General features: G+C 70.1%; 24 protein-coding genes and 1 pseudogene. 8 read left to right on the top strand and 17 right to left on the bottom strand.

The window, feature by feature from the left end:
- Positions 1-122 precede the first annotated feature (122 nt).
- The gene (locus ACZ46W_RS30995) at positions 123-593 is read right to left on the bottom strand and encodes a flavodoxin family protein (RefSeq protein ID WP_468344626.1); all 471 of its coding nucleotides are present in this window, start codon (positions 591-593) and stop codon (positions 123-125) included.
- 244 nt (positions 594-837) lie between these two features.
- On the opposite strand from ACZ46W_RS30995, the gene ACZ46W_RS30990 reads away from it, so the two are divergent.
- Positions 838-1,488 (top strand): hypothetical protein, encoded by a 651-nt coding sequence (locus tag ACZ46W_RS30990; protein WP_468344623.1) that lies wholly within the window; start codon positions 838-840, stop codon positions 1,486-1,488.
- A 204-nt stretch (positions 1,489-1,692) separates the two neighbouring features.
- On the opposite strand, the gene ACZ46W_RS30985 is transcribed toward ACZ46W_RS30990, so the two are convergent.
- Complete coding sequence (locus tag ACZ46W_RS30985) at positions 1,693-2,235, bottom strand: hypothetical protein (protein ID WP_468344621.1); 543 nt, start codon at positions 2,233-2,235, stop codon at positions 1,693-1,695.
- Positions 2,236-2,468: 233 nt separating this feature from the next.
- On the opposite strand from ACZ46W_RS30985, the gene ACZ46W_RS30980 reads away from it, so the two are divergent.
- The gene (locus ACZ46W_RS30980) at positions 2,469-3,281 is read left to right on the top strand and encodes a class I SAM-dependent methyltransferase (RefSeq protein WP_468344618.1); all 813 of its coding nucleotides are present in this window, start codon (positions 2,469-2,471) and stop codon (positions 3,279-3,281) included.
- A 146-nt stretch (positions 3,282-3,427) separates the two neighbouring features.
- Here the strand turns inward: ACZ46W_RS30980 and ACZ46W_RS30975 are convergent, their stop codons facing one another.
- The 3 genes from ACZ46W_RS30975 to ACZ46W_RS30965 all read right to left on the bottom strand — a co-directional run bounded on the left by ACZ46W_RS30975 (position 3,428) and on the right by ACZ46W_RS30965 (position 6,714).
- Positions 3,428-4,816 (bottom strand): (2,3-dihydroxybenzoyl)adenylate synthase, encoded by a 1,389-nt coding sequence (locus ACZ46W_RS30975; protein ID WP_468344615.1) that lies wholly within the window; start codon positions 4,814-4,816, stop codon positions 3,428-3,430.
- A 333-nt stretch (positions 4,817-5,149) separates the two neighbouring features.
- Positions 5,150-5,533: a VOC family protein gene (locus ACZ46W_RS30970; RefSeq protein WP_468344612.1), complete on the bottom strand. Its 384-nt coding sequence runs from the start codon at positions 5,531-5,533 to the stop codon at positions 5,150-5,152.
- A gap of 185 nt (positions 5,534-5,718) precedes the next feature.
- Positions 5,719-6,714: a GNAT family N-acetyltransferase gene (locus ACZ46W_RS30965; protein ID WP_468345255.1), complete on the bottom strand. Its 996-nt coding sequence runs from the start codon at positions 6,712-6,714 to the stop codon at positions 5,719-5,721.
- A gap of 220 nt (positions 6,715-6,934) precedes the next feature.
- On the opposite strand from ACZ46W_RS30965, the pseudogene ACZ46W_RS30960 reads away from it, so the two are divergent.
- Positions 6,935-7,869 (top strand): annotated as a pseudogene (locus ACZ46W_RS30960) (IS5 family transposase).
- Positions 7,870-7,884: 15 nt separating this feature from the next.
- On the opposite strand, the gene ACZ46W_RS30955 reads toward ACZ46W_RS30960, so the two are convergent.
- The 6 genes from ACZ46W_RS30955 to ACZ46W_RS30930 form a co-directional block, all read right to left on the bottom strand.
- Positions 7,885-8,652, bottom strand: a complete 768-nt coding sequence (locus ACZ46W_RS30955) for an SDR family NAD(P)-dependent oxidoreductase (protein ID WP_468345252.1) — start codon at positions 8,650-8,652, stop codon at positions 7,885-7,887.
- A 338-nt stretch (positions 8,653-8,990) separates the two neighbouring features.
- A complete protein-coding gene (locus ACZ46W_RS30950) occupies positions 8,991-11,555 on the bottom strand; it encodes an ABC transporter permease (RefSeq protein WP_468344609.1) in 2,565 nt (854 codons plus the stop codon).
- A gap of 156 nt (positions 11,556-11,711) precedes the next feature.
- Positions 11,712-12,494, bottom strand: a complete 783-nt coding sequence (locus ACZ46W_RS30945; protein ID WP_468345249.1) for an ABC transporter ATP-binding protein — start codon at positions 12,492-12,494, stop codon at positions 11,712-11,714.
- A gap of 153 nt (positions 12,495-12,647) precedes the next feature.
- Positions 12,648-14,096 carry a sensor histidine kinase gene (locus tag ACZ46W_RS30940; RefSeq protein WP_468344606.1) on the bottom strand — a complete coding sequence of 483 codons (1,449 nt, stop codon included), beginning with the start codon at positions 14,094-14,096 and terminating at the stop codon, positions 12,648-12,650.
- A 5-nt stretch (positions 14,097-14,101) separates the two neighbouring features.
- Positions 14,102-14,794, bottom strand: a complete 693-nt coding sequence (cseB, locus tag ACZ46W_RS30935; protein WP_468344603.1) for a two-component system response regulator CseB — start codon at positions 14,792-14,794, stop codon at positions 14,102-14,104.
- A 456-nt stretch (positions 14,795-15,250) separates the two neighbouring features.
- Positions 15,251-15,685, bottom strand: coding sequence for a nuclear transport factor 2 family protein (locus ACZ46W_RS30930; RefSeq protein ID WP_468344600.1), 435 nt, complete (start codon positions 15,683-15,685; stop codon positions 15,251-15,253).
- A 178-nt stretch (positions 15,686-15,863) separates the two neighbouring features.
- On the opposite strand from ACZ46W_RS30930, the gene ppk2 reads away from it, so the two are divergent.
- Positions 15,864-16,901: a polyphosphate kinase 2 gene (ppk2, locus tag ACZ46W_RS30925; protein ID WP_468344597.1), complete on the top strand. Its 1,038-nt coding sequence runs from the start codon at positions 15,864-15,866 to the stop codon at positions 16,899-16,901.
- 40 nt (positions 16,902-16,941) lie between these two features.
- Here ppk2 and ACZ46W_RS30920 read toward each other — a convergent pair whose 3' ends face one another.
- Entirely contained in the window at positions 16,942-17,550 is a 609-nt protein-coding gene (locus tag ACZ46W_RS30920; protein ID WP_468344594.1) for a hypothetical protein, read from the bottom strand.
- Positions 17,547-19,181 (bottom strand): serine/threonine-protein kinase, encoded by a 1,635-nt coding sequence (locus ACZ46W_RS30915; protein ID WP_468344591.1) that lies wholly within the window; start codon positions 19,179-19,181, stop codon positions 17,547-17,549. Before ACZ46W_RS30915 ends, ACZ46W_RS30920 begins: the two co-directional genes overlap by 4 nt.
- Before the next feature lie 376 nt (positions 19,182-19,557).
- Between ACZ46W_RS30915 and ACZ46W_RS30910 the strand changes: the two genes are divergently transcribed.
- Positions 19,558-19,986 carry a hypothetical protein gene (locus ACZ46W_RS30910; RefSeq protein ID WP_468344588.1) on the top strand — a complete coding sequence of 143 codons (429 nt, stop codon included), beginning with the start codon at positions 19,558-19,560 and terminating at the stop codon, positions 19,984-19,986.
- 166 nt (positions 19,987-20,152) lie between these two features.
- Here ACZ46W_RS30910 and thpR read toward each other — a convergent pair whose 3' ends face one another.
- A complete protein-coding gene (gene thpR / locus ACZ46W_RS30905; RefSeq protein ID WP_468344585.1) occupies positions 20,153-20,791 on the bottom strand; it encodes an RNA 2',3'-cyclic phosphodiesterase in 639 nt (212 codons plus the stop codon).
- 405 nt (positions 20,792-21,196) lie between these two features.
- Between thpR and ACZ46W_RS30900 the strand changes: the two genes are divergently transcribed.
- The 3 genes from ACZ46W_RS30900 to ACZ46W_RS30890 all read left to right on the top strand — a co-directional run bounded on the left by ACZ46W_RS30900 (position 21,197) and on the right by ACZ46W_RS30890 (position 23,163).
- A complete protein-coding gene (locus tag ACZ46W_RS30900; protein WP_468344582.1) occupies positions 21,197-21,622 on the top strand; it encodes an SSI family serine proteinase inhibitor in 426 nt (141 codons plus the stop codon).
- Between the two features lie 208 nt (positions 21,623-21,830).
- A complete protein-coding gene (locus tag ACZ46W_RS30895) occupies positions 21,831-22,775 on the top strand; it encodes an ALF repeat-containing protein (protein WP_468344579.1) in 945 nt (314 codons plus the stop codon).
- A gap of 190 nt (positions 22,776-22,965) precedes the next feature.
- Positions 22,966-23,163, top strand: coding sequence for a hypothetical protein (locus ACZ46W_RS30890; protein WP_468344576.1), 198 nt, complete (start codon positions 22,966-22,968; stop codon positions 23,161-23,163).
- 263 nt (positions 23,164-23,426) lie between these two features.
- Here ACZ46W_RS30890 and ACZ46W_RS30885 read toward each other — a convergent pair whose 3' ends face one another.
- The 3 genes from ACZ46W_RS30885 to ACZ46W_RS30875 form a co-directional block, all read right to left on the bottom strand.
- Positions 23,427-24,383 (bottom strand): amino acid ABC transporter permease, encoded by a 957-nt coding sequence (locus ACZ46W_RS30885; protein WP_468344573.1) that lies wholly within the window; start codon positions 24,381-24,383, stop codon positions 23,427-23,429.
- Positions 24,380-25,045 carry an amino acid ABC transporter permease gene (locus ACZ46W_RS30880; protein WP_468344569.1) on the bottom strand — a complete coding sequence of 222 codons (666 nt, stop codon included), beginning with the start codon at positions 25,043-25,045 and terminating at the stop codon, positions 24,380-24,382. Before ACZ46W_RS30880 ends, ACZ46W_RS30885 begins: the two co-directional genes overlap by 4 nt.
- Positions 25,046-25,120: 75 nt before the next feature.
- A complete protein-coding gene (locus ACZ46W_RS30875; RefSeq protein WP_468344566.1) occupies positions 25,121-25,957 on the bottom strand; it encodes a glutamate ABC transporter substrate-binding protein in 837 nt (278 codons plus the stop codon).
- Positions 25,958-25,992: the final 35 nt, after the last annotated feature.

Genomic DNA, 25,992 nt, shown 5'->3' with positions numbered 1-25,992 from the left:
TGACGCGCGGTCACGATGATGGATCATTCGTGTGGCCATCGCAAAATTGACCGCATTTATTTCGCTATGCCTGGCCGAAAACAGCACGTCTTGCGGCCGCGTGCGTCATCGGCCGCTGATGGTCAGGACACCGGTCCCGTCCGATCCCGCAGCCGCTCGGCGAACCCCCGCGCGGCGGCCAGGTCCCCGGCGTTGGGCCGCTGCTTGTTGATGCCGCCAACCAACTTGAAGGGTGCCCACGTGTCGAAAGCCCGGCATGAAAAGCTCCCCTCCACGTGGAAGCCCTTGCCTTCCAGGAGCCGGACCAGGGGACGCGTGAAGGGCGCCACCGGTATCTCCGGCAGCCCACTGGTGGCGAACACGAACGCCCGGCCCCGCCGAGGGGGAAGCGCCTTGACGAAGTCGGTCAGGCAGGGGTGCAGCCTGCCGTGGAAAACACCCGAGCCGAACCCCACGAGGTCCGCGTCGGCCAGCTCCCCCAGGTCGGCCTCCTCGGGGGTGACGACCTTCGCGTCCAGTACGCGGGCCATGGTCTCGGCGACACGACGCGTATTGCCGTGTGACACGGACGTGCAGATGATGACGGCCTTCATTCCGACGGTCCCTTCTCTCGCTTCCGTAGTAGGGACAGCCGAGCGGCGCCGGATGTGACAGCCGGCCCCGCCGGGCGGACACGGGCCTCGATGCGCGACGACGTCGGCGCCCGGCATCGCTGCGCCCTCGTGTGAGACAACCGGCGGACAACTCGATGAGCCGGCGCTGGGTGTCGTAGGTACCGGCCGACCGCTGACCTTATTGACTGGTGTCCAAAGAGGCCGGGTTGCTACAACCAGGCGCATGGGAATCTGGACCGACGCCTTCGTCGCACCCGAACAGCCGACCTTGCTGCCCCGGGAGAAGTTCGGCCGTCTCGTGGTCGACCTGGCGCGTGAACGTGTGGTCCGTACGCCGTGGGCCCTGATCGTCGGCCGGCTGTGCGTCAACGCCAGCCTGAACTGGGGAAGCGTCAGCGGCCAGGCACGGTGGGACCAGCCGCCCGTGGGCACCGAGCTGCGGACGGAGGAACTGCCTGAGGAGTTCCGGGACGATGACCCACCGCCATGGGGACCCTCGCATGAGCGGGCCCGTGTGCTGGCTCGCGGCGAGGCGATACTGGACGTGCTACCTGCCCTTGAGCGGGCGCCCTACGGGGACGAGGACATTGCTGTGGTCTTCGAGCGCCTGGATTTCGGCAACCGTGCCATCACGGAGTTCTTCCAGTATCACGACCAGCGCACGATGCTGGTCTGCTTCGCCCTGGCCCGCCCCCAGATCCGGCCCATCGCCACCCGCGACGACGCGGAAACCAGCGGGCCGGTCCACCCGGTGCGTACCTGCATCGTCCACACCTTCAAGCTGGCGATGGAGGACGGCGCCGTGCCGGTGATCGTCTCTGTCGCCGCCCGTTACTTCGGCTCCGAGCTGGTCAGCGGCGCAACCAGAGGCTGAAGCGCAGTGCGGCCAGCCAGCGGCACGAGCAGCTCCCGGCCACCGCCACGCCGTCGTGCCTCACCCTCGGGGGCGCTGGGTGGACGGTCGAAGACTCCCGGTTGCCGGCTGGACCTTCACCGACGACGGCAACTCGCCACAGACCCGGACCCCGCACACCACCTGAGACGGCTCAGCGGCCAGAGGTCGGTGAAACGCGGCCGGTCAGTCCTTCAGCGCTGCCAGCAGGGTACGGGCGTCGTCGATCATGGCGGGGCGGGCAGTGGACAGGTCCAGGGGACCCTGGATTGTCCGCCCGGTTACCTCGATGGTCACCACCGCGTTGCGGTCGAGGACCACCAGCCCCTGGTAGCCGTCGTCCACCGCGCTGACCGTGTAGGCCCTCTCACCCACGCCGCGAACCGGGACACGCCGGCCCAGGCTTTCAGACGGTGCCATCAGCTCTCGGGGATCCTTGGCAACACCGTCGTGACGCACGTGGATCTTCACGAACGCCGCGACGTCCTTGGCCGCATCGCCCGTCCCGCTCCCGCCCGTGAAGGAGCAGGCGAGTCGTTCGGTATCCGAACCGAGCTGGTCCGTCAGCCCGCCGTCGGAGCGCAGCTCGCCGAACATACGGGTCACGGCAACCAGGCCCGGCTTCCGGCACACAGACTCATCCATCCGGTACCCGTCAACGCCGGTGTACAGGTACCAGCCACCTGCCCCCAGCCCCAAGGCGGCGACGGCGCCGCCCAGCAGCAACATCGACGCAAACCGCTTTCTTTCGTTCGACCGCAACATGATCCCCCCAGCCATCGACTCACATGATTCGGTGAGCGTACGGCACACCACCGGCCGGCCTCGGTCTGACCGAGGCCCCTCCACGCCGGTGCGAACCGACCGCCACCCCAGCCCGGCGGCGCCCGGTGCCGCGCCGCAAGCCTTTGCCCTCCGGATCCGCGCAGGCGTAGGCGGCAACTCACCGCTGTCGTCGCCAGATGCCTGAGTCTTCCGAGAAGTTCGACACATCCATGGCCGCATGGAAGGAGTGGCAAGACGCTCCGTGGGGACGTCTCCGTTACGCCGTTGCCGAGGCGACCCTGGTCCGTGACCTCGGTGAGGTTACGGACGGGCCGCTGCGCGTCCTCGACCTGGCGGGCGGGGACGGCGGCGACGCCGTACGTCTGGCTGCCCGAGGACACCACGTCACGATCGTCGACTACGCTCCAGCCATGCTCGCCGCAGCGGCCGAGCGAGCGGATCAGGGCGGTCTGAGGAGTCGGATCACTTGCGTCCAGGCCGATGTGAACGCTCTGCCCGCCGACCTTGTTGCCGGCGAGTTCGACGCGGTGCTGTGCCACAACCTGCTCGCCTACGTGGATGAGCCCCGCCGAACGCTCGCCACGGCGCTCGCCCCGCTACGGCCGGGCGGGTTGTTCTCGGTGATGGCGCTGAACCGGCACTCAGCGCCGTTGACCGTAGCCGTGCGCCAGATGGACCTGGCCGCCGCGATTGCCGCGCTCGACTCTGACGATGGCTGGACCGAGATGTTCCACTCGGCGCTCACGCTGCACGCGGCCGAGGACCTCATCCCCATCCTGGAGGATCTCGGATGCCGAGACGTGCGGCACTACGGCATCCGCAGCGTATGCGACTACATCACCGACGACGCCCGAAAGTACGACCCGGCGTTCTATGACCACCTGGAACGCCTCGAACTCGCGATGACCGCGCGTCACCCATACATGCATACGGCTCGCCTACTTCAGTTGACCGTACGGAAAGGTGAAGTCGCCGGCCGGAACGAGTAGGGCGAGCGCCGGTACCGTGGTTGGCCCCGTGCTGTCGCGCGGACTGCGTCCGGGCCTTCACGGACGAGTAGTCCTTGTCGGCAACGATCTGCCCTGTCCCGTATCTGCGCCGCCAGGCTCGCACCGGCCACGGCCTACCTCTGTCGTCAGAGGGCAGACGGATCTTCATGGCAGGCCTGCTGTGGGACGTCCTTCAAGCGGCCCGTCACCACGAGATTGCCGTCCGGGGTGCGCCGGGCGAGGTCGCCGGTGCGGAGGTAGCCGTCGGTGGTGAAGGAGCGTGCGTTGTGGTCGGGCGTCCGGTAGTAGCCCCGCACGGTATACGGGCCACGGGCGAGGAGCTCGCCGGGCTCTCCGTCGGGCACGTCCTTGCCGTCGACGTCGACGATGCGGATCTCGTCGTCGGGGGAGAGCGGGCGGCCCTGTGTGGTGAGCACGGTCTCGTCCGGATCGGCGGGGCGGGTGAGAGTGAGCAGCCCCTCGGGCAGCCCGAAGACCTGCTGGAGGCGGCAGCCCAGTTCGGGGCCTATGCGTTCGGCGGTCGCCCGGTGCAGGGGCGCGCCGCCGATCTGTACGAGACGCAGACTGCTCAAGTCGGCCCGGGCCGTGGGAAGCTTGTCGAGCCAGCGCTGGGCGACGGTGGGCACCGCCGACGTGATGGTGACCCGCTCCCGTTCGATGACCGAGAGGCATTCGGCCGGTCCCGGGTTCTCGGCCAGGACGACTGTGCCGCCGACGGAGAGAGTGCCGACGATGCCGGGGCAGCCGAAGGTGAAGGTGAACTCGGCGGGCAGCGCGGCGAGATACACGTCGTTCTCGGTGAGGGACACCAGCTCGGCGGCGGCCCGCGCCTGGTACGCGTAGTCGTTGTGGGTGCGCGGGACCAGTCTGGGCGCGGCGGTGGTACCGCCGGAGAGCAGGAGGAACGCCACCTGGTCGGCGCGCTGCGCGAGCGCCGGCTCGGGTGGGGCGTCGATGGAGCCCAGCGGGAAGTACTGGCAGCCCGACGGGTCGGTCGTATAGCCGCCGTACGGGGACGAGGCGCCCGGCGCCTCAAGGGTGAACACGCGCCGCAGGAATGGCCCTTGGGCAGCGATGCCCGCGGCCATCGCCGTGTGGTCGAAGTCCTGGTACGTCGAGGGACCGACGTAGCCGACGGCCTCGGTCACCCGGACGAGGTGGGACACCTCCGTCGCGCGGTGCGAGACCGGGCACAACACGGGAACTGCCCCGACGCGCATCAGCGCGAACACGGTGATGACGAACTCGGGCACATTGGGTAGCTGGACGACGACCCGTTGCCCGGGCCGAAGGCCGCGCAGCCGGAATCCGGCGGCCATGCGGTCCACGCGCCGGTTCAGGTTCGCGTACGTGAGGCGGGTGCCGCCGTGCACGAGGGCGGTGCGCGGTCCGTACTGCAGGGCCCAGCCGCGCAGCAGGTTGTCCAGCGTATTGCCACGCCAGTGCCCGGCCGCCCAGTAACGGTCGACGAACTCCTCGGGCCAGGGCGTGAAGCCGTCGAGCATGGATGCCATTCGCTTTCTTCTGTGCCGGTTTCTGCACCGGAAGCCGTGCGGGGCGTGCCTCGTCACGGCCGCGCCCAGGTGTGATCGACGGCCATCGCCCTGCTCGATGCCAGGAGGAACACCGCCGTCTTGACCTTGGCCATCCAAACTGTCAAGACCCCTACAGGCAATGTGCTTTCCCGACCATGGACGCTGAGTTTCATCAGCAGAAGGTCCAATGAGCGCCGCTGACCAGGAGAAATGATCGGGCTCACACCGACCGGCCGGAGCTCCCCGGCCGCGATGGCAAAGAGGGCCGGCCGACCCGCACGGCCCAGCGGCTTGGCGTCTGCACGCCCGCCGTCAGAGGGGCTGGAGCCGGGTGTGCAGGAGGCAGAATTCGTTGCCTTCCGGGTCGGCCAGGACGTGCCAGTTCTCGTTGCCGGTCTGGCCGACGTCGACGGGCCTGGCGCCGAGGGCGAGCAGCCGCTCCAGCTCGGCGTCCTGGTCGCGGTCGGTGGCGTTGACATCGATGTGCAGGGGGAGCTTCCCGGTGCGCGGGTCGCTGGTGGGGCTGAGGACGAGGGTGGGCTGCGGGCCGCCGAAGCCGGTGTCGGGCGGTCCGATCGCGATGCTTCCGTCCTCCTCCCGTTCGATTTCGACGTAGCCGAGGACGCTGCTCCAGAATGCGGCGAGCCGTTCGGGGTCGGCGCAGTCGAGGACCAGCTCACTGATGCGGCATGCCATGCCCGACAGTGTACGTACACCCCAGAGCCGGCCCGTTGTGGCGGGAACAGCCATGGCTGTGACGTGCGTTGTCGTGTCGTGTCGAGACGAGCCGTCGCCGAAGCTAGGACCTGCCCGGCCGATCAATCCGGGCTCAGTCTTCTGCAATCCGCACTGTCAGGTGCTGCCGAGCTGGCTCTGTCGGATCAGACAGCGATCGGCTTGCGGTAGCGGACGTGCTCGTTCTGGCGCCGGAACCCTACGCTCTCGTAGAGGTCGTAGGACCGGTGCGGATTCGCAGTCCCGGTGTACAACCGGGCAGTCTCCGCACCGTGCTCGCGAAGGCATCGCAATCCGTCCAGCAGCAGGGCCCGCCCAAGGCCCAGACGCCTCGACTCTGCCCGGACGCTCAGTTCTTCGACTTCGCCCACAGCGGGGTCGTGCCGACGGATGGAGCACAAGGCGACCCCGGCCATACTCTCCCCATCCCAAGCAGCCCGCCAACAGGTCGGGTCGGCCGTGGCGAGGAAGCTCTCGAACGTCCACCTCTCGGTGAAGGCGGCATCCGCATACGAATCAACGACCGTCTTCCAGGCCGCGCGGTAGCTGCTCGGATCGACCGCACCGACTCGGATGCCGGCTGGCAACGGCTTGCCGTCGGAGAGCTGTCGCAGATCGGACAGCTCCAGCTCTACCAGGCTGAAGACACGCCGGTATCCCGTTGCGAGCAGCAGCGCCGTTGCCTCCTGTTCGGAGGCCATGGCGTTCGCGCCGATCACGGCCGTCTGCGCGGTTCCATGCTGCTGCACGAGCTGGCGGATACGGCTTTCTGCCCAGTTGAGCATGGCCGAGCCGATGCCCTGGCCGCGGTGCTCGGGCAGCAGGTAGCCGCGGTGCAGGTACAGCCATGTCCCGTCCCGCTCGTGCCACCACCTGATCGTCGAATAGCCGACGACGCCACCGTCGTGCTCCACCAGGACCTGGTTCTCGGATGGGTCGTCCAGCTTGGCGCAGGATTCGGCGATCTCGGCTGCCGTCGGGATTCCTTCCACAACCGAGCGGGCGTCGGCCCGATCCCGCTGGGCACAGCCCAGCCGCACAGCGGCCATCGCGCCATGGTCGTCGTGACCGCGATACGGCCGGAAGACGTAGCCAGGCAACCGTTCCCACGATGCAAGGCCACTGCCGCTGTTCACGTCCACATCAATACCCCCGTTACGTTGGAGATGCGGTGTCATCGATCAATGAGGATCTTCAGCGTGGTCACCGATCGGGTGACGACTACTTCCGCATGCGTCGGTCCTGTCGCATATCAGAGGGCGGTCAACCTTAACTGGGCGTTCACCCTGTGGAGCGATCACTGAGGAGGCTCAATGAAGCGTAGGCCGTGCTGATCAGACGGCAGAACTCGTTTTCCGCAGCATGACCGTTCGCGGGGACTTGACGGACGAGGCGTGGGGCCGGCTGCGGCCGTTCTTGCCCGTGAGCAACGGCCGGTGCGGCCGGTGGCGGGACCACCGCCAGGTGATCGACGGCATCCTGTATCGGGTACGGACTGGGGTGCAGTGGCGTGACCTGCCGGAACGCTTCGGACCGTGGAAAACGGTCTACGAACGGCACCGGCTATGGTCGGCTGACGGGACATGGGAGCGCGTGCTGCAGCAGCTCCAGGCCGCAGCCGATGCGGCGGGTGAGATCGACTGGGACATCTCCGTGGACTCCACGACCGTGCGCGCGCACCACCACGCTGCCGGCGCCCGCACCGACCCACCACCAGCCCCGCATCAAAAGGGGGCCACAACGGCAGAACACCAGGACGAAACGCCGTGGCAGAACCTGCACGGCCGCCTGGTGGAGGTGGCGCATCGGGTGAGGGCCTGGGCCGCTCGCGCGGCGGCTTCACCACGAAAGTCCATCTGAGCGCGGACGGCCGCTGCCGTCCGCTGTCCCTGGTCGTCACGCCGGGGCAGCGGGCGGACTGCACTCAGTTCGCACCGGTGCTGGAGAAGATTCGCGTCCCACGACGCGGGCGCGGCAGGCCGCGCAAGAGGCCGGAGAGTGTCGCGGCCGACAAGGCGTACAGCAACGGGCCCTGCCGCCAGTACCTGCGACATCGAGGCATCCGGCACACCATTCCGGAGAAGACAGACAGCCAGGCCGCCCGCCTACGCAAGGGCTCACGAGGCGGACGGCCTCCAGGCTTCGACGAAGAGCGGTACAAGAAACGCAACACCGTCGAGCGAACGATCAACCGACTCAAGCAGGCACGAGCCGTCGCCACCCGCTACGACAAGCGGGGCTACGTCTTTCTCGGCACCGTCACCGTCGCAGCCATCGTCATCTGGCTCCGCACGTGATCGCCCGGACAGGTCCTAGTCGCGGAGACGGGAGGGTCGGCTGTGGGCCGCCACGAGGTGGTGCAGCAGGCGCGGGCAGAACGCCTTGAGCGTGTCGACGAGCCGGTAGTGGCGGGGTACGCAGACTTCGAGTCGTGGGCGGTCGATCAGGCGGACCACGGTCTGAGCAACCCTCTCCGGGGGGATCAGATGCCGCTGAAGACGCCGCCGCAGGGGCTGTAGGTCGGGGGAGTCGAAGTAGGGGGTGTCCACGATGGCGGGGTGGACCACACTGAAACGGACCCCGCTGGAGCTGTACTCGGCGGCCAGCGTCTGGGTCAGTGCGGTGACGGCGGCCTTGGCGGCGGTGTACCCGCTGTGGCCCCATGGTCCCATCTTCGTGGACATCGAGCCGATGTTGATGACATGTCCAGCCCTCTGCTCGATCATGCCGGGTAGTACGGACCGGATGGTGGTGACTGCTGAGAGGTAGTGAACCTGCGTCATCCGGCGGATGTCCTCCAGCGTTTGGGCGAGGAAGGGCTGGTAGAGGCCGGAGCCCGCGCAGTTGACGAGGATGTGCACCGGGCCGCTGTCCCGGCTCAGCCGAGCAAACGCGGCCCTTGTGGCCCGGTCGTCGGAGACGTCCAGGGCGACAGGCACACTCGGCGCCCACGTCCCGAGCTCCCGCGCCAGGCTGTACAGGGCGTCGTACCTGCGGGCGATCAGAACGGTGGGATGACCCCGCTGGGCAAGAAGCCGTGCCGTCGCCTGTCCGATACCGCTGGAACTGCCCGTCACCACGGCCAAGCCGGCGTTCCCCGGCGAGCGCCTCGCCGAACGCTGCCAGGGGAGAGCCGGCCGTGAGGACCGGCTGTTCGACCCGGTGTCACGGGCGCCTTCAGAGCCGTCATTCCCAGTCCGAACCGACCCGGGCGGGTTCACGTGCTGTGTGTCATCCACGCGGTGCATAACGCCAGGCGGTGACGCCGGGTTGCGCACGGCCGGACACCGGGCGGACACCGGGCGGACACCGCCCGGTCACCGGGCGGACACCGGGCGGGCTGGGGAGACGGGTGATGCCGGCGGGTCACGGGCCTGCCCATGGCCGTACCCGCCGGCCGCGTCGCCCAAGCCGTGCGTCACGTCTCGGCGACGGCTTCCAGCGGCCTCAGGGCGGCTGCCCGGCGGGCCGGGACGGTGGCCGCGGCCGCGCCGATCGCCACGGAGACCAGGCATACGAGGACCAGCGACCCCGAGGGCAGTGTCAGGGAGTACTGCTCCATCGCGCCGTTGGCCAGCGAGCCGACCGCCCAGGCGCCGAACACCCCGCCCACCAGGCCGAGGAGCGTGCCGAAGGCGGCGACCGTCACCGCCTCCAGGCGGATCATCCGCCGGATGCCGGCGCGGTCCATACCGATGGCGCGCAGGGCGCCGATCTCGCGGGTGCGTTCGGCGACCGAGATGGCCAGGGTGTTGACGATGCCCAGGGCGCCGATCACGGCACCGATGGCGAGGAGCCCGTACATCACGTTCAGCAGGTCGGCCATGGTGCCGGCGGCCTCGGCGACGAGCTGCTCGCGGTCCTGGACCTTCAGCAGCGGGCTGTTGCCCACGGCCGAGCGCAGGTGTCCCTCCATCGTCTTCGAGACCGCGCCGCCTTCGGTGCGGACGAGGATCCGCTGGACGGAGCCGGGCAGGAAGCTGTTCTTCGCCACCTCCGTACGGGCGCCCAGCGCGTCACGGGCGATGGGGGTGTCCTTGTAGACGCCGATGACGGTGTACCGCGTGAACTCCTGGTTTCGGCCCATGCGGGCGTTGAGCCGGCCGCCCGTGGTCACGCCCTGTTCCCGGGCGACGGTGCTGGAGACGGCTATCCGGCCGGGACCGAGAGTTGAGAGGGAGCCGCTGACGAAGTCGAGTTTCATGACGGCGTTCACGGTGGCGGGGTCGACGCCGGAGATCTCCCGGACCCCTCCGCCGGTGAACAGGGTGGAGTCCGTAACGGCGCCGGCGGTTCGTACCTCCGGAGTGTCGGCCACCCGCTGTACGGCGGCCGGGTCGATGCCGGTCGTGGGGGTGCGGGAGCCGATTACGTAGTCGGCGCCCAGACCGGCCGCGGCCTGGCGGTCGAGGGCCTGCCCGGTGGAGTTTCCGATGACGGCGAGCCCGGCGACCAGCGCGGTGCTGATGAGGAGGGTGGCGGCGGTGGCCGCGGTGCGCCGAGGGTCGCGCAGCGCGTTCTCGCGGGCGAGGTGGCCGGTGATGCCGAAGCGGCCGGTCAGCCGTCCGGCCAGCCGGATCACCGGGATGGCGAGCAGCGGTGCGAGCACGATCAGGGCGGCACCGAGAAGGGCACAACCAAGCAGCGCGTCCCGCAGGTTCTCCTCCGAGGCGTCCTTCGCCCCCGTGAGCGAGATCAGCCGGCCGGTGCCGAGGACGAGGAGGACGAGGCCCACCACACCGCGGATCCGGGACCGCGCGGGGGAGAGCGGCTGTTCGGCCGCGCGCATGGCCTCGACCGGTGCGACCCTCGCCGCCCTGCGGGACGGCAGCCACGCGGCGAGCACGGTGACCCCCACGCCCACGCCGAGCGCCGCCACGACGGAACGCGGGCCGATCACCAAGGGGCCGCGCGGCAGCGTGTCCCCGCCGGTGCCGAGGACGTCGGGCAGTACCGAGGCGATGCCGAGGCCGAGCAGGAAACCGGCCGCCGATGCGACGAGGCCGACCAGGAGGGCCTCCAGGAGGACCGAGCGGGACACCTGGCGGCGCGAGGCGCCGATCGCCCGCAGCAGCGCGATCTCACGGGTGCGCCGCGCCACGAGCATGGTGAAGGTGTTGACGATGAGGAACGAACCGATGAACAGCGTGACCGCGGCGAAGACCAGCGGCAGCTTCTCGTAGCCCCTGGTCAGGGTGTCCACGAGGATGGCCTGCTGGTCGGCCTGGGCGGCGCCGGTGGTGGCCTCCGCCCGGTCGGCCGGGAGCACGTCGCCGACCCGGCGGGCGAGTTCGGAAGGGGTGGTGCCGGGGGCGGCGGACAGGTCGATGCCGGTGTAGTGGCCCGGGGTCGCGAACAGGCGTTGGGCGGTCGCCTTGTCGAACAGGGCCAGCGTGCCGCCGGCGGTCACCCGGGTGTCCGTTGTGGTGACGATGCCGACGAGCCGCTTGGTCATGACCGGTCCGTCGGTGGCCAGTGTGATCGTGTCGCCGATCCGGAAGTGGCCGGCGGCGGCGGTGCCGCTGTCCACGGCGAGTTCACCACTGTTCGCCGGGGCGCGGCCTTCGGCCAGCGGATAGCGGCTGTCCTCGCCGTCCTTGCCCGGTACGTGGGCGGCGGCCAGGTTCGACCATGCCTTGCCGGCCCGCAGCGGGGTGCCGTCGGCCGCGTTCATGGTGGCCGAGCCGTCTGCCGACGGGCGTACGGCGGCGACGCCGGGTACGTCGGCCAGTTGCCGTACGAGGGCGTCGTCGAGCACGTCGGCCCGCTGGTCCGCGGCGGCCCCGGGCGGGGGTTCCTTCGCGGTCACGGTGACGGCGATGTCGGCGAAGTTCTTCGATGCGGCCGCACGGTGGGCCGCGGCGGTGGAGTCGGCGAAGACGAGGGTGCCGCAGACGAACGCGACTCCCAGGCAGACCGCGAGGACGGTCATGATCTGACGGGCCTTGTGCGCCAGGATGTTGCGCAGGGCTGTTCTCAGCATGGGTGGCTTTCGGGATGTGGGCTCGACGGATGCGAGTCACCGGGCGGGCGACCGGGCAGGCGGGCTGGTCCGGCCCGAGGGCGGGGGCGGGGGCGGGGGCGAGGGCGGGGGCTTGGGCGAGGGCGAGGGTGCGGGCGCGGGCGAAGGGGCGGCGGGTCAGCGGGTGCGTGAGTGGGTGTCGAAGCCGGGAGCCTGAGGGCTTCCCTCGGAAAGGCGCAGCATCCGGTCGAGGACCCGGTCCGGGGTGGGGTGTGCCATCTCGTCGACCAGGCGGCCGTCGGAGAGGAAGACGACCCGGTCGGCGTAGCCGGCGGCGACGGGGTCGTGGGTGACCATGACCACGGTCTGGCCCAGCTCGCGTACCGAGTCGCGGAGGAAGCCGAGGATCTCGGTCCCGGCGCGGGAGTCGAGGTTGCCGGTGGGCTCGTCGCCGAAGACGATCGCGGGGCGGGAGGCCAGGGCGCGGGCCACCGCGACGCGCTGCTGTTGCCCGCCGGAAAGCTCCGCGGGCCGGTGACCCAGGCGCTGGGCGATGCCGACCATGGAGACCACGCGGTCCAGCCACTCCCGGTCGGGGCGGCGCCCGGCGATGGTCAGGGGCAGCGTGATGTTCTCCAGCGCGGTGAGTGTCGGCAGCAGGTTGAAAGCCTGGAAGACGAAGCCGATCCGGTCGCGGCGCAATTGCGTGAGCCGGCGGTCGTCGAGGGTGCTCAGTTCGGTCGTGCCGATGCGTACCGAGCCGGAGGTGGGCGAATCGAGTCCGGCGGCGCAGTGCATCAGGGTGGACTTGCCGCAGCCGGAAGGACCCATGATCGCGGTGAACTCGCCCTCCCGGAAGGCGATGCTGACCCGGTCCAGGGCCACGACACGGGTGTCGCCACTCCCGTAGACCTTCGTCAGGTCGGTGGTGGCGGCCGCGACCCCGGGCGTGGGGGGCAGCGCGTGGGGGACAAGGCTGTTGGCGGTCACGGGGACTCCTCTTCGAGTGCGGAAAGGCGCACTTCGAAGGGTGTCCGGGGAACGTATCGGGGCCTGAGCCGGTGTGTATCGGCGTCCGCGCCGCTTCGTATCGGTTCTGTAGGGGCCGGGTGGTCAGGCCGGCAGGTACAGGGTGGCGACGGCGCCGCCGTCCGGGGCGTTGGTCAGGCGCAGCTCGGCGCCGAGGAGCCGGGCCTGTCCCAGGGCGATGGTCAGCCCCAGGCCGTGCCCCGAACCGCGCTCCGTCGCGCCAGTGTGGAAGCGGCGCGGTCCGTGGAGCAGCAGGTCCGGAGGAAAGCCGGGGCCGTGGTCGCGCACGACGACCGTACGGCCCTCCACGGTGACCCGCACCGGCATGGCTCCGTGCCGGTGGGCGTTGACGACCAGGTTGCCGACGATCCGCTCCAGGCGGCGCGGGTCGGTCTCCACGGTCGCAACGGTCTTCACGGTCGCCGCGGTCTCCACGGCTTCCAGGGTCTTCGCCGTCCGGGCGGCCCCGGCCCCGGCGCCGTCCCGTTCTTCGAAGGCCGCCTCGGCGGTCTCAGAGGCGACCCCGGCGACCCCGGCGACCCCGGCGGCCCCTCCGACCTCCGCGACCTCCGTGGCCTCCGTGGCCCGGCCGGCTTCGCCGCCCTCGGCAGCCGCCGCGACGGTGACCTCCGTGTCGAGGCCGGTGCGCGCCACCGCCTCGGAGACGACGGCGCCGAGCGGCACCCGGGCGCGGACGGGCTGCTCGGCGCCGGCGTCCAGGCGGGAGATCTCCAGCAGGTCCTCGACCAGGCCGCGCAGATCGCGCACTCGGGCCCGCAGCAGGTCCTCCGTCTCTCCCGGCGGCAACAGGTCGACGGCTGCCAGCAGTCCACCGACGGGGGTGCGCAGCTCGTGGGCCACGTCCGCGGTGAACCGGCGCTCGGTACGCAGCCGTCGGCCCAGACTGTCGGCCATCAGGTCGACGGTGGCGGCGATCTCGGCCACCTCGTCGCGGCCCTTGGTGGGCCCGGTCCGGGCGTCGAGGTCCCCGGCGCAGATCCGGCCCGCGGTCTCGGAGACCCGCCGCAGCCTGCGGGCGACCAGCCCGGCGCCGTAGACCGCCACCGGTGCGGCCGCCGCGAGCGCGACCAGCGAGGCCACCGTCATGGTCACGTCGAGCCGGTGCAGGGTGTGCAGTTCCGAGCTCATGTTGACCTGCACGGCAAGCACCGGGCTGCCCGGCCCACCGGTCCGCTGCCCGGCCCAGAAGCTCGGCCCCACGTTCCCCTCGACGCGCCCGTCATAGGCCGCGTGCCGGTCACCGTCGGCCGGGTCGCGCAGTGCGGCGGGCAGCGCGGCAGGGTCGAGTTCGGCACCGTCCACGAGCGTTCCGGTACGCCGGTGGACGTCCATGGCGGAGTAGAGCGTGTTGAGGGCCTGTGCCCGGGCCCGGTCACGGATGTCCTGCGCGGTCCATACGTGCACCAGCACGCCCACCGCGGCTACGACCAGGCAGGCCGTGACAGCGGCCAGTGCGGCGATCTTCCAGCGCAAGGACGCACCGGCCTGCCGCGGCAGGCGGAACGGACGCACCGGCCTCACCGCCTGAACTTGTAGCCGAAGCCACGGACGGTCTCGATCCGGTCCCGCCCCAGCTTCCGGCGCAGCCGCTGCACACACAGGTCGACGACCCGGCTGTCACCGTCCCAGCCGTACTCCCAGACGTCGCGCAGCAAGGTGTGCCGCTCCAGTACGACGCCCGGATGGGCGGCGAACTCCAGGAGCAGCTTCAGCTCGGTCGGGGTCAGCGCCACCGGGCTGCCCGAGACGAACACCTCCATGCCGGCGGTGTCGATGCTCAGGTCCCCGAACACCAGCACCTCCCCCTCGGGGGGCTGCCCCCCACCCGCGGCCTGCTCGGGTCCCGGGAGGGGCGCGTAGGTCGCCCGCCGCAGCAGCGAGCGGATGCGAGCGACCAGCACGTACGTGTCCACGGGCTTGACCACGTAGTCGTCCGCTCCGGCCTCCAGGCCGGCGACGACGTCGAGCCCGTCGCCGCGGGCCGACATCATCAGAACGGGCACCAAACTGGTCTCGCGGACCCTGCGGCACAGGCCGATCCCGTCCAGACCGGGCAGCATCACGTCCAGGATCAGCAACTCGAAGCTCTCTTCGCGGAAGAGCTCCAGCCCGGTGAGGCCGTCGGCCGCCGCCTTCATCTCGTAGCCGTAGCGCTCCAGGGCCACGGTGAAGGACCGGCGCATCAGATCGTCGTCCTCCACCAGCAACACGCGAACGGGGCGCGAAGAGGCCCCAGCCGGGGCGGACGAAGACACGGGCGGATGGCTCCTGTTCGGACGGTCCGGCGAGACGGCGGTCCCGGCTGCGCTCACGACCCACGACTCACGCACGGCCGGCGACCCGAAAGGAACGATACGGCAGACATCAGGCGCATCGATGGCGTCACCCAGTGGACACGCACCACACTCACCGCCCCCTCACCTCTCCACGAAACCCCAGGTCAGACGGTGCGGCGCCGGCCCGGACACCTGCCGGAGGCCGGGTTCTGCGGCACCTGTCGGCCTCGCCTCGCTGTGGGCGACGCAACGATTCGATGGACAACCAAGCGCCACCTGATACGCATCGGATACAAAACTCGTCCCTCGCTACGACGCCGGGCGCCGTCCAACGCGGAGGACCGCGCCACCCGCAAGGGGTGACGCGGTCCTTCGGGGTGTAGCGGGGGATCAGGCCAGGTTGTCGCCCCAGCCGCTCTGGATCATTGTCTGGAACGCCCAGGTCCCCTTGCGCCGTACGACGATGTCCGCGTACCGCAGTTGATGCTTCTCCTGGCCGGTGGTCATGGTCGAATCGGTGAAGACGACCGCCATCGACGGGCTGAGGAAGACCGGGACCCGGGTGGACTCGAAGGACACTTCACCGTCTCCTTCCTCGCCCATGACCTGGCTCATGGTCTCGACGAACCGGGCGCGGTCCCACTGGGCGGTGCGCCCGTCGCCCGCCGAGTCGTCGCTGACCAGGTTCAGCGGGAAGACCGCCATGTCCGCCATGTGCTCGATGTCGCGCCGTGCGCTGGCGGCGTCGTACTCGGCGAACCAGGCGTCCAGGCTCGCGCGGTCCTCGGCGGAAGGGGTGAAACCGGTGTCGGGCAGGATGGTCAAGCGAGCTCCTCGTCAAGTTTGACTAGCTGACGTTGACAATAGTCCCCACCGCCCCGACTAGTCAAACTTGAATAGCGCGGGCCTCGCCCGCACCCGTCCCGGAAGGGGGCAGGCGCGCGGTCGCGGTGGTCCGGGTCGCGAACGCGGTGATTCGGGCGGGCCCGGGTAAGGGTGGGACATGGAGGACAAGGAACCCGAGGGGATGCAGGCGGATGATCTCCTGAAGGGCCTGAGCGTGGACGCCAGCAGGCCGGAGCAGCCGGTCCTGCTGGACTCGGCCGGGGCACCGATCCAGACCTGGCAGGAGAACTACCCGTACGACCGCAAGATCCGGCGGGCGGAGTACGAGCGGACCAAGCGCATCCTGCAGATCGAGCTGCTGAAACTGCAACGCTGGGTGAAGGACACGGGAGCCCGCCTGGTGGTGATCTGCGAGGGGAGGGACGCGGCGGGAAAGGGCGGCACGATCCAGCGGTTCACCGAGCGGCTCAACCCTCGCGGCGCACGGATCGTCGCCCTCGACAAGCCGACCGAGCGGGAAGCCGGCCAGTGGTACTTCCAGCGGTACGTCGCCCATCTGCCGTCGGCCGGCGAGATCGTCTTCTTCGACCGCTCCTGGTACAACCGGGCCGGTGTGGAGAAGGTGATGGGCTTCTGCACCGATGAGCAGTACCAACTGTTCCTGCGCCAGTGCCCGGTCTTCGAGTCCATGCTCGTGCAGGACGGGATCCTGCTGGTGAAGTTCTGGTTCTCCGTGTCGCGCGCCGAGCAGCGAACCCGCTTCGCGATCCGTCAGGTCGATCCGGTCCGGCAGTGGAAGCTGTCGCCCACCGACCTGGCGTCCCTCGACCTGTGGGACGCGTACACCACAGCCAAGGTCACGATGTTCCGCGCGACCGACACCGAACACGCGCCGTGGACGGTGGTCAAGAGCAACGACAAGCGGCGCGGGCGGCTGGAGGCGATGCGCAGCCTGCTCTGGCGCATCGACTACGACAAGAAGGACCCGGCGGCCGTCGGCGAGCCCGACCCGCTGATCGTGGGTGCCGCCGACACACTCCTCGAGCCCGGTGAGGAACCGGCCGACCTCTCGCCCACCCCGTTGGCCGGCCCGCCCGCCCGGCCAGGACAGCACCCCGCCCGGCCGGGACAGCACACCGACCGGCAAGGAGGACACCCCGACCGGCCCGGCCCCGCGGACGCCGGCGCCGGTTGAGGCACCGGCTCGTCCGCGGGGGGCGGCTCCGGGCCGCCCGCTACGGCGCGCAGTCGTACGTGAACCGCGCGGACGCCGTGTGCCGGGCGGGTTCCAGGAGTTCGAGCCTGGCCTCGGCCAGGTGGTGACCCGGGCCCTGGAAGGTCCACAACAGGTGGAGCCTGGCCTCGTGCCGGCCCTGGGCGAGCCGCTCGGTCAGCCGCTCCGAACTGGTGCCGTCGCTGCGGACCCAACGGTAGGCCAGGGTCCCCGGGCGGCCGTTCGTCCGGACGACGGCCACCACGTCGGCCGTCGCGCCACAGGCCGGCCCGGCCGGATCAGTGGTCACGGCCACGCTGCGGACCTCGACACCGGGACCGTAGCGCTGCCAGGCGAGGTAGCCGAGGACGGCGACCAGAACGGCCGCTGCGAGCGCGTACCGGCGAAGACCCGCGGCGCGCCGCGTGGCGGGCGCGGGCCCCGCAACCACTGGGAACGGCGCCACGGCGGCCGCGGTGACCCCGGGCCCGAAACGCAGCACGGAACCGTCGGCCCGGTCGGGCGCCACGTGGGTCCGCGTGGGCGTTCCGTCCGCGACGTCGGTCCGCTCGGGCGGCCCGCTGATCCAGTTGCTGCCAAGGGCGGTGGCGCTGTAGTCGTCGTCGTTCATCGGATCTCGCACCGCCTGATGAGGATCTGCTGGGTCGCCGCTCCGTTGCCTGCGGCAGGGGTGGTCGTGGCGCGCACGCCCCAGTAGCACCCCTGGCCCGAGAACGTCAGGGTCCGGGCGGTCGTCGCCGTGGCGGAGGGGAAGGTCATGGAGCCCTCCAAGGCGCCGAGCGTGCCCCGTGAGTCGCTGCTGAACCACTCCAGCAGGACGGTCGCCGGGCCGGAGGCGTCGACGGACAGCGTCACCTGCGCCGCGGTGAAGTCGGTCTGCCGGAACGAGGTCACGGTCACCGCCTTCACGCTCGTGGGCGGGGACGACGGTGGCGCGGTGGTCGGTGGTGTCGTCGTCGGTCCGGTATCCGTCGCCGGAGTGGTCGTCGGGGACGTCGGGGCCGTCGGGGTGGCGGGGAGGGGCAGCGGGGGATCGGACGGCGATGACGCGGGCGTCGGCGAGGCCGACGTACCGGCCGATGCCGAGGGAGAGGGCGCTCCCGATTCCGATGCCGAGGCCGATGCCGACGGTGAGGGCGAGTGCGTCGGCGAGGACGCCGTGGGCCGCGCCTGGCCGCCCGTGAGCGGAACGGCGCTGGTCGTGGCGGACACACTCCCCGCTGCCGCCTCATCCGTCCGCTCCAGCGCCCCGGCCTGCGTGAGGACCAGCAGCAGACCCAGTGCGAGCGCCGCGGCGGCGCCCAGCCAGCCACTCCGCCCGGGCGCCCACAACGAAGTGGTGGCGAAGGCCGTGGTGGACGTCGACGGGGCGCCCGCCGATGGGAACAGCAGCGGCAGCAGCGCGGCCAGTGCCGCCAGCTTGCGCTGTCCGCGCTCCTCCCAGTCCGGCCCGTACGCCGCGCGGGCCACGTCCTCCAGCTCGGCCACGAACGCCTCGGCGTCCACCGGGCGTTCCTCGGGGCGCTTGGCCAGGCCCCGGCGGATCAGCGGACGCACCGGCTCCGGGGCCTCGGACTCGGGGACCGGGGCCTCGATGTGCTGGAGTGCCAGTTCCGCGAGATTCTGCCCGGTGAAGGGCTTTTGTCCCGTCAGGCACTCGTAGAACGTGGCGGTCGCCGCGTACACGTCGGCCGCGGGCGAGGCGGGCCGGCCCTGCCACTGCTCGGGGGCCATGTACGCGGGTGTGCCCGCCACGCCGGGTGTGGTGCCGTGGTCGGCGGCGATGCCGAAGTCGACCAGCTTGGACGAGCCGTCCGCCGCGACCAGGACGTTCTCCGGCTTGTAGTCACGGTGCACGACCCCTGCCCGGTGGGCGGCGGCCAGGCCCAGCAGCGAACCCTTGAGCAGGACCAGGGCGGCCTCCGGGTCGGTGTGCCCGGACTGCTTCAGTACGGCGCGCAAAGCGATGCCGTCCACCAGCTCCATGACGATGGCGGCTCCGTCGGGCGCCTCCACGTACTCGTACAGCTGGACGACGTACGGCGAGTGCAGCGCGCCGAGCAGCCGGGCCTCGGCCCGGAACTGCCCCACGAACGCCGGATCACTCCGCAGGCGGTCGCTGAGGTACTTCACCGCGACCGGCGTACCGGTCCCGTCGTGTACCGCCAGTACCACCCGGCCGCTGGCGCCCGAGCCGAGTTCTCTGGTCTCCGTATAACCGGGGACCACCCACGCCTTCATCTTTCCGTCCCCCCTGCCGCGGGTCTCCACCCCCTGGGACACGAACGAGCCGTGGCCGGTTCCCGACCGTGCCGTCCGCTCGGGCCGCCGCCCCGCACGCGGCGTACGAGCGGCGGACCGCCCAGGAGATGGACCGCGGCTCCCGGAAGGCGATACCACCGTCACCCAGCGCCGGGCATCCGACTCGGAGCTCCACGGGAATGCTGGCCCTGCCCTGCCCTGCCTGCCTTGTCCGGGACAGGCATTCGACCAGGCCGGACAGTGCTGGGACTGTCCGGGACACGCGGTCTCCGTGTGCTGCTGCCCCGGCGTCGGCAAGCCTGTTGCTCGTCCAAGCGCTCACATCACAGCGCACGGCTCAGACGAAGGAGCATCAGTGGAGAAGTCACCTTTGGCGTCGCGGACCGGAAAGGCCGGTATCGCGGTGACCCTCGCCGCCGTGGCCACCGTCGCCTTCTCGGGCACTGCGCAGGCCGCCAGTGTCTACGGCGAAAGCACCAACGGCTGCGCGGACGCCGGGGGCACGTACAGCTACAGCTGGACCGGCAATGCCCAGGGGCGTGACACCTACAACGCCTACTTCAACATCACCGTCCGGGACAAGTGCCCGGGCGACGGCTGGGCGGGCGGCCTCTATCTGAGCTACTGGAAGTACCAGAACGGCCAGTGGAGCTGGAAGTCCCACCAGCGGGTCAAGGTCAACGGGACGTACAGCACGCCCTTGTCCAACGTGGACGGCGTACAGATCAACGTGTGCAACTACTACCCGGACCGGGCCCCCTCCGGCTGCAGCCGGGTCTGGTGACCTTGCCTCCCACCGGGTAGGTCAGTCGCACGTCCCTGTGGTGTCTTCCGCGGGACTGGATTCGGCCGACGCGTGACCGCCACCACGGTCCGCGTCGGCCGCGTCCGTCGCGTCCGTCGCGTCGGCCGCGTCGGGAAGCGCACCGGAGCGGGCAGAGGACCACTCCCTACCCCTCTGGTGTCCCCACGGCGTGGCCCCGGCCGTTCCGCCGCTCACAGCCGGCGCTGTCGAAGGGCCAGGACTCGATGTCGCGGTAATGGATCGGGCCGGGGCCGCGTCCGTAGTTGCTGCCGACGAGATGCAGACGTTCCGTCTGCCATGTGCGGCCGGTGAACGAGGAGAGGAGCGCGGCCGCCTCGACCACGCTGGAGGCATCGTCACGGCGGGAACGGGCGAGCGTCAGGTGGGGGTTCAGCGGCCGGCCCATGAAGGGGACGCCGTGTTCCTCGACCAGCGTACGCACCTCTCCGGCGAGTGCCCGAAGTCCTTCGAGGTCCCCGTCGATCCCGCTCCACAGCACACGCTCGTCGAAGTGGCCGCTGCCGCGCAGAGCCAGGCGCAGGGGGCGGCGACTCGCCGCGAGTTCCGCGAGCGGCGGCCGCAGGAGCGAAACGGCCGGCCTCGGCAGCTCACCGAGGAACGCCAGGGTGATGTGCCAGTCCTCGATGCGGTTCCACCGCAGGCCCGGGTAGGCGTCGTAGGCGGGCCGCAGCGCCCGTGCCAGTTCTTCCTTGGCGTCGTCCGGCGGGGCAAGGGCTATGAAGACGCGGACCGTCGCGGCCTCGTTCTGTTCCTGTTCGTGCATGGAGTACTTCGTACACCACCTCCCGCGGGGGCTGCCGTGCGCGGTGGCTGGTCGTTCGGCGGTGGGGCGGCGTCTGACTCCCCTTCAGGAGGACAGCGGGTATCGGCACTATCCGGTCAGCTTGGATGGACGTTCGATGAACCCGGAGCGACCAGCGGCTGGTCACAGGGCCCGCGTACGACTCCGACCCCGCCCGTCACCCTACGTCCCCGCGTGATCGCTCAGGGCTCACAACCCCTCTGAGCTGCCGTAACGGCCATAGGCGCACCGATAATCGAACGAGATGTCTGTAAATCGGTCATCGATGTGCACCCAACCTTCACACCCGACAAACTCAGCGGCGTTCCACCAGTCAAGTGCAGGCAAGTGCCAAGTCATTCCTTCAAATTGAAAGAGAGTCATCTCGTGCGTCGCAACGTCGCTGCCGCTTCCGCCGTCACCCTCCTCGCCATGGCGTCCGCCACCGGCGTCGCGGAAGCCCGGCCCGCCGGCCTGTACGCCCCGTCCGCCGTGGTCCTCGCCGTCGCCGAGGGCCAGGGCGAGGGTCACGACACCATCGTCAGGGCGTCCACCCTTAGCTGCGCACCGACCGCTCAGGGAACGCACCCCGACCCCGAGGCCGCCTGCGCGGCCCTCGCCGCCACCTCGGGCACTCTCGACGCGCTCCTGGCCGCGCCGGACCCGGACCGCGCGTGCCCGATGCACTACGACCCCGTCACCGTCACCGTGGACGGCGTGTGGCAGGGCAGCCGCATCTCGTGGAAGCACACCTTCTCCAACGCGTGCGTGATGTCCGCGACCCTGAATGGCAACGCCGTCTTCGCCTTCTGACCACCCGCCGAAGCCGACGCCTCCCCTCCGTAGCAGCCGCCCCTCGTGGGCCGGCGCGCGGCCGGCGCGGGGCGGCAGCTCGGGGCCCGCGCCCTGCCTGTCTGGAGGGCGCGGGTCTCAACTCATTTGACCTGATAGCGGAAATCGCACAAGATCAACACGCTTTCGAAGATGACGTGAAGATCTTTCTTACGGTTGGTAGGTGTGTATGAAGCTGGCCCGTGTCCCGGCCATCGCCGCGGCGGTGGCGATCACCCCCGCTCTTCTGTTCTCCGTCCCCGCGATCGCGGCCGACGGTGAGGCGCCGGCCGCCCCCGCGTCGGCCGCTCCCGCGCCGGCCGCTCCCGCGCCGGCCGCCTCGGCGACGGACGCCTCCCCGGCCGAGCGGGACCGGGCCGCGATCCTCAAGATGCTGGCCAACCCGTACACCGGCCCGGGTGTCCGCGAGGCGGCGCAGAAGGCGCTGGACGGCACGCCCGAGGACATGCGCGACTTCCTGGAGTCCGGCCAGTACGAGCACCGGCTCGTCGACGATGAGGTGCGGGTCTCGCGGATCATCAGCGTCGGTGGCCGCGCGGTGAAGGAGGCCGGCAAGAAGGCGCTGAAGGGCACGCCCGAGGACATCGTCCGCTTCCTGGAGTCCGGCCAGTACCAGGCGCAGCTTGAGGACGACAGGGTGCGCGTCGCCCAGATCATGCACCGGGGCGGCCCCGGCGTGAAGGAGGCGGCCCAAAAGGCGCTGAACGGCACGGCGGACGATGTGCGGTACTTCCTGGAGACCGGCCAGTACCAGGAGCGTCTCACGGACGACCGCGTGCGGGTCGGACAGGTCATCAGCGTGGGCGGCCCGTCGGTGAAGGAGGCGGGCAAGAAGGCCTTGCAGGCCAACACCGAGCAGGCCATCCAGTCATTCCTGGAGTCCGGCCAGCACGCGGCACGTCTCACGGACGACCGGGCGCGCGCCACGCGGATCGCCGCGGCGGGCGGCCCCGCGGTCAAGGCCGCGGCGGCGAAGGCGCTCAAGGGCACGCGGGAGGAGCTGCACCACTTCCTGGACATCGGCCAGTACGAGGCCCGCGCCAAGGACGAGGCGGCGAAGAAGAAGCCGGCCCCGGCGAAGAAGCCCGCGCCCGCGAAGACCGTCAAGCGCTGAGCGGAACGCCCGGACGGTTCCGGCACCGCAAGGACGCCCGAGGCCCGCACCTGAATGGTGCGGGCCTCGCGTGGTTGACCGCATGAGGGCCCAAGTGGCCTTTCTGGATACGCTGTCGCCGACGGATCCGGTTGGGATCCGGGCGCGCTGGCTTCCGACGCGAGCACGCCCACGAAACATGGGGGAGTACATGACCACCAAGATCACGCACGCATCGGACGTTCCCGTCCCGCTCCACGCGCCGGAGCGGCCCGTCGTCTTCTTCAGCGACGAGGCGTCCGCCGTTATGCGGCCGCTGCCCGATGCGAGCCGACTTCGTGACCTGCCGCCTCCGCTGGAGACCTTGACCTGGCAGGCGCCGCCGGCAGCCGAGGAAGTGGACGACTGACGGCGACCGCAGCGGCAAGGAGGAGGAACGGCCGCGCCCCGGCATCGAGTTCGACGGCGAGTACGGCTACCCCCGTCGTCGACGAGCCGGACGCGCTGCCGTCACACGGAGCGAGGAGCCGCGCCTGCGTACCGGTGCACCCGGGTGACCGGGGGAGGGGAGGACCGGACACCCGGTAGGCCGCCCTCGGCGAGGGTTCGCGCCGGAGAACGGTCTGGCACCTGGGCGGGGCCCAACCGGCTGAGGCCGCGCCCCCGGTGCCGTCACGTCTCCTTGCCGTTCCGCGTGGTCCTGCCGTCCGCCGCGCGGCCGCCCGGTTCACCCTGCTCGTCCGGGACGACGTGCTCGCCCGGTGTCGAGAGCTCCGCGACCGCGTCGACGCCGACCACCGCACCGGTGGACTTCTTGCCGCGGCGCAGCCTGCCCTCCAGCCAGCCCGCGAAGCTGGTGAGCAGGAAGTTCAGCACCACGAAGATCACAGCCACGACGGTGAAACTGGCGATGGTGTTCGCACCGTAGTTGGCACTCATCGGGCGGACCGATGCCAGTAGTTCGGAGAAGCCGAGCAGCGCGCCACCGAGCGCGGTGTCCTTCACGATGACCACGAGCTGGCTGACGAGCGCCGGCAGCATCGCGGTGACGGACTGTGGCAGCAGGACGTACGTCATGGTCTGGCCCTTGCGCATGCCGATCGCCTTGGCCGCGTCGGTCTGGCCCCGGGGGAGGGACAGGATTCCGGCCCGTACCACTTCGGCCAGAACCGAGGCGTTGTAGAGGACGAGACCGGTGACCACGGCGTACAGCGGCCGGTTGTCGGGGCTGATGTCGGTGAACTCGGCGTACGCCGCATTGGCGAAGAGCATCAGGATCAGCACCGGGATGGCGCGGAAGAACTCCACGACGGTCCCGCCGACGCCGCGCACCCACCAGTGGTCGGAGAGCCGGGCGATGCCGAAGAGCGCTCCGAGGGGCAGGGCGATGACCATGGCGAGGGAGGCAGCGATGAGCGTGTTCTCGAGTCCGGGAAGGAGGAAAGTGCTCCAGGCCCGGCTGTCGGTGACGAACGGCTCCCACTTGATCCATTCGAGCTGGCCCTTGTCGGCGAGGGCCTGCCACACCCACCAGATCAACGCGCCGAGAGCCGCCAGGAACACCACGGTGTACAGGAGGTTGCGCCGTTTGGCGCGCGGTCCCGGAGTGTCGTAGAGGACCGAGGTCATCTCTTCACCGCCACCTTCTTGCTCACCCAGCCGAGGAACAGCCCTGTCGGGAGGGTGAGGCAGATGAACCCGAAGGCGAAGATGGCGGAGATCAGGATGAGCTGTGCCTCGTTCTCGATCATCTCCCGCATCAGGAGCGCGGCTTCGGCGACACCGATCGCGGCGGCCACCGTGGTGTTCTTGGTGAGGGCGATCAGCACGTTCGTCAGCGGACCCACCACCGAGCGGAATGCCTGAGGCAGGACGATCAGCCTCAGCGTCTGGGTGAAGGGCAGACCGATGGCGCGTGCCGCCTCGACCTGGCCGATGGCCACGGTGTTGATGCCCGAGCGCAGCGCCTCGCAGACGAACGCCGAGGTGTAGACGATCAGGCCGAGCACGGCGAGCCGGAAGTTGATGGTCTTGAAGTCGTCCGCGCCGAGCGTGACGTTGAGCGTCTGGAAGAGGCCCAGGGACGTGAAGACGATGATCACGGTGAGGGGAATGTTCCGCACGATGTTGACGTACGCGGTGCCGAATCCTCGCATCAGGGGCACGGGGCTGACCCGCATCGCGGCCAGCAGGGTTCCCCAGATCAGGGAGCCGATGGCGGAGTACACGGTGAGTTGCACCGTCACCCAGAAGGCGCCCAGCAGGTCGTAGCCCTCAAGAAAGTCGAACACGATCTCCCGCCCTTTCGGCGCGCGGGGAAGGCTCGGCGCGCCACCGTCACGGGCGGCGCGCCGGGCCGGTCTGCTTCACTTGACGATGTTGCCGATCTTCGGGGCTGGCTCGTTCTTGTAGTTCGCCGGGCCGAAGTTCTTCTTCACTGCCTCGTCCCAGGAACCGTCCGAGACCATCTTTTCGAGTGCGGTGTTGATCTTGGCCTTCAGATCGCTGCCCTTCTGGACACCGATGCCGTAGTTCTCGTTGCTGAGCTTGAAGCCGCCGAGCTTGAACTTGCCCTGGTGCTCCGGCTGCGAGGCGTAACCGGCCAGGATCGAGTCGTCGGTCGTCAGGGCGTCGACGGCCCGGTTCTCCAGGCCGGTCAGGCACTCGGAGTAACCGCCGTATTCCTGGAGCTGAGCCCGGGGCGCGATCCTGTCCTTGACGTTTTGCGCGGATGTGGAGCCGGTGACCGAGCAGAGCTTCTTGTCGTTCAGGTCCTCGGGCTTCTTGATGGAGTTGTCGTCCGCACGGACGAGAACGTCCTGGTGTGCCAGGAGGTAGGGGCCGGCGAAGTCGACCTTCTTCTGACGCTCGTCATTGATGGAGTAGGAGGCCGCGATGAAGTCGACGTCGCCCCGCTGGAGGAGCGTTTCGCGGTCGGCGCTCTTGGCTTCCTTCCACTCGATGTCGCCGGGCTCGTAACCGAGCTCCTTGGCGACGTAGGTCGCCACGTCGACGTCGAAGCCCGTGTACTTGCCGTCCGGCGTCTTGAGGCCGATGCCCGGCTGGTCGAACTTGATGCCGACGGTGACCTTGTCGCCACCGTTACCGGCACCGCCACCGCCGTCGTCGGAGCCACAGGCGACGGCGGTCACGGAGAGCACGACCGCGGCGGCGGCCGCGACGGTGACCTTGAGAGGTTTCATGGTGATCATCCCTGCGGATTACTGTGAATTGAATT

Source organism: Streptomyces sp. NPDC031064, assembly GCF_055570965.1.
The sequence above is the reverse complement of the archived record's forward strand: the minus strand, read 5'-3'. Positions and strand labels throughout refer to the sequence as shown.

What these genes read in the sequence shown, in the direction of transcription:
- ACZ46W_RS30995 (WP_468344626.1), bottom strand. Translation starts at nt 593, where the DNA reads ATGAAGGCCGTCATCATCTGCACGTCCGTGTCACACGGCAATACGCGT.
- ACZ46W_RS30990 (WP_468344623.1), top strand. Translation starts at nt 838, where the DNA reads ATGGGAATCTGGACCGACGCCTTCGTCGCACCCGAACAGCCGACCTTG.
- ACZ46W_RS30985 (WP_468344621.1), bottom strand. Translation starts at nt 2,235, where the DNA reads ATGTTGCTGCTGGGCGGCGCCGTCGCCGCCTTGGGGCTGGGGGCAGGT.
- ACZ46W_RS30980 (WP_468344618.1), top strand. Translation starts at nt 2,469, where the DNA reads ATGCCTGAGTCTTCCGAGAAGTTCGACACATCCATGGCCGCATGGAAG.
- ACZ46W_RS30975 (WP_468344615.1), bottom strand. Translation starts at nt 4,816, where the DNA reads ATGGCATCCATGCTCGACGGCTTCACGCCCTGGCCCGAGGAGTTCGTC.
- ACZ46W_RS30970 (WP_468344612.1), bottom strand. Translation starts at nt 5,533, where the DNA reads ATGGCATGCCGCATCAGTGAGCTGGTCCTCGACTGCGCCGACCCCGAA.
- ACZ46W_RS30950 (WP_468344609.1), bottom strand. Translation starts at nt 11,555, where the DNA reads ATGCTGAGAACAGCCCTGCGCAACATCCTGGCGCACAAGGCCCGTCAG.
- ppk2 (WP_468344597.1), top strand. Translation starts at nt 15,864, where the DNA reads ATGGAGGACAAGGAACCCGAGGGGATGCAGGCGGATGATCTCCTGAAG.
- ACZ46W_RS30920 (WP_468344594.1), bottom strand. Translation starts at nt 17,550, where the DNA reads ATGAACGACGACGACTACAGCGCCACCGCCCTTGGCAGCAACTGGATC.
- ACZ46W_RS30915 (WP_468344591.1), bottom strand. Translation starts at nt 19,181, where the DNA reads ATGAAGGCGTGGGTGGTCCCCGGTTATACGGAGACCAGAGAACTCGGC.
- thpR (WP_468344585.1), bottom strand. Translation starts at nt 20,791, where the DNA reads ATGCACGAACAGGAACAGAACGAGGCCGCGACGGTCCGCGTCTTCATA.
- ACZ46W_RS30895 (WP_468344579.1), top strand. Translation starts at nt 21,831, where the DNA reads ATGAAGCTGGCCCGTGTCCCGGCCATCGCCGCGGCGGTGGCGATCACC.
- ACZ46W_RS30890 (WP_468344576.1), top strand. Translation starts at nt 22,966, where the DNA reads ATGACCACCAAGATCACGCACGCATCGGACGTTCCCGTCCCGCTCCAC.
- ACZ46W_RS30885 (WP_468344573.1), bottom strand. Translation starts at nt 24,383, where the DNA reads ATGACCTCGGTCCTCTACGACACTCCGGGACCGCGCGCCAAACGGCGC.
- ACZ46W_RS30875 (WP_468344566.1), bottom strand. Translation starts at nt 25,957, where the DNA reads ATGAAACCTCTCAAGGTCACCGTCGCGGCCGCCGCCGCGGTCGTGCTC.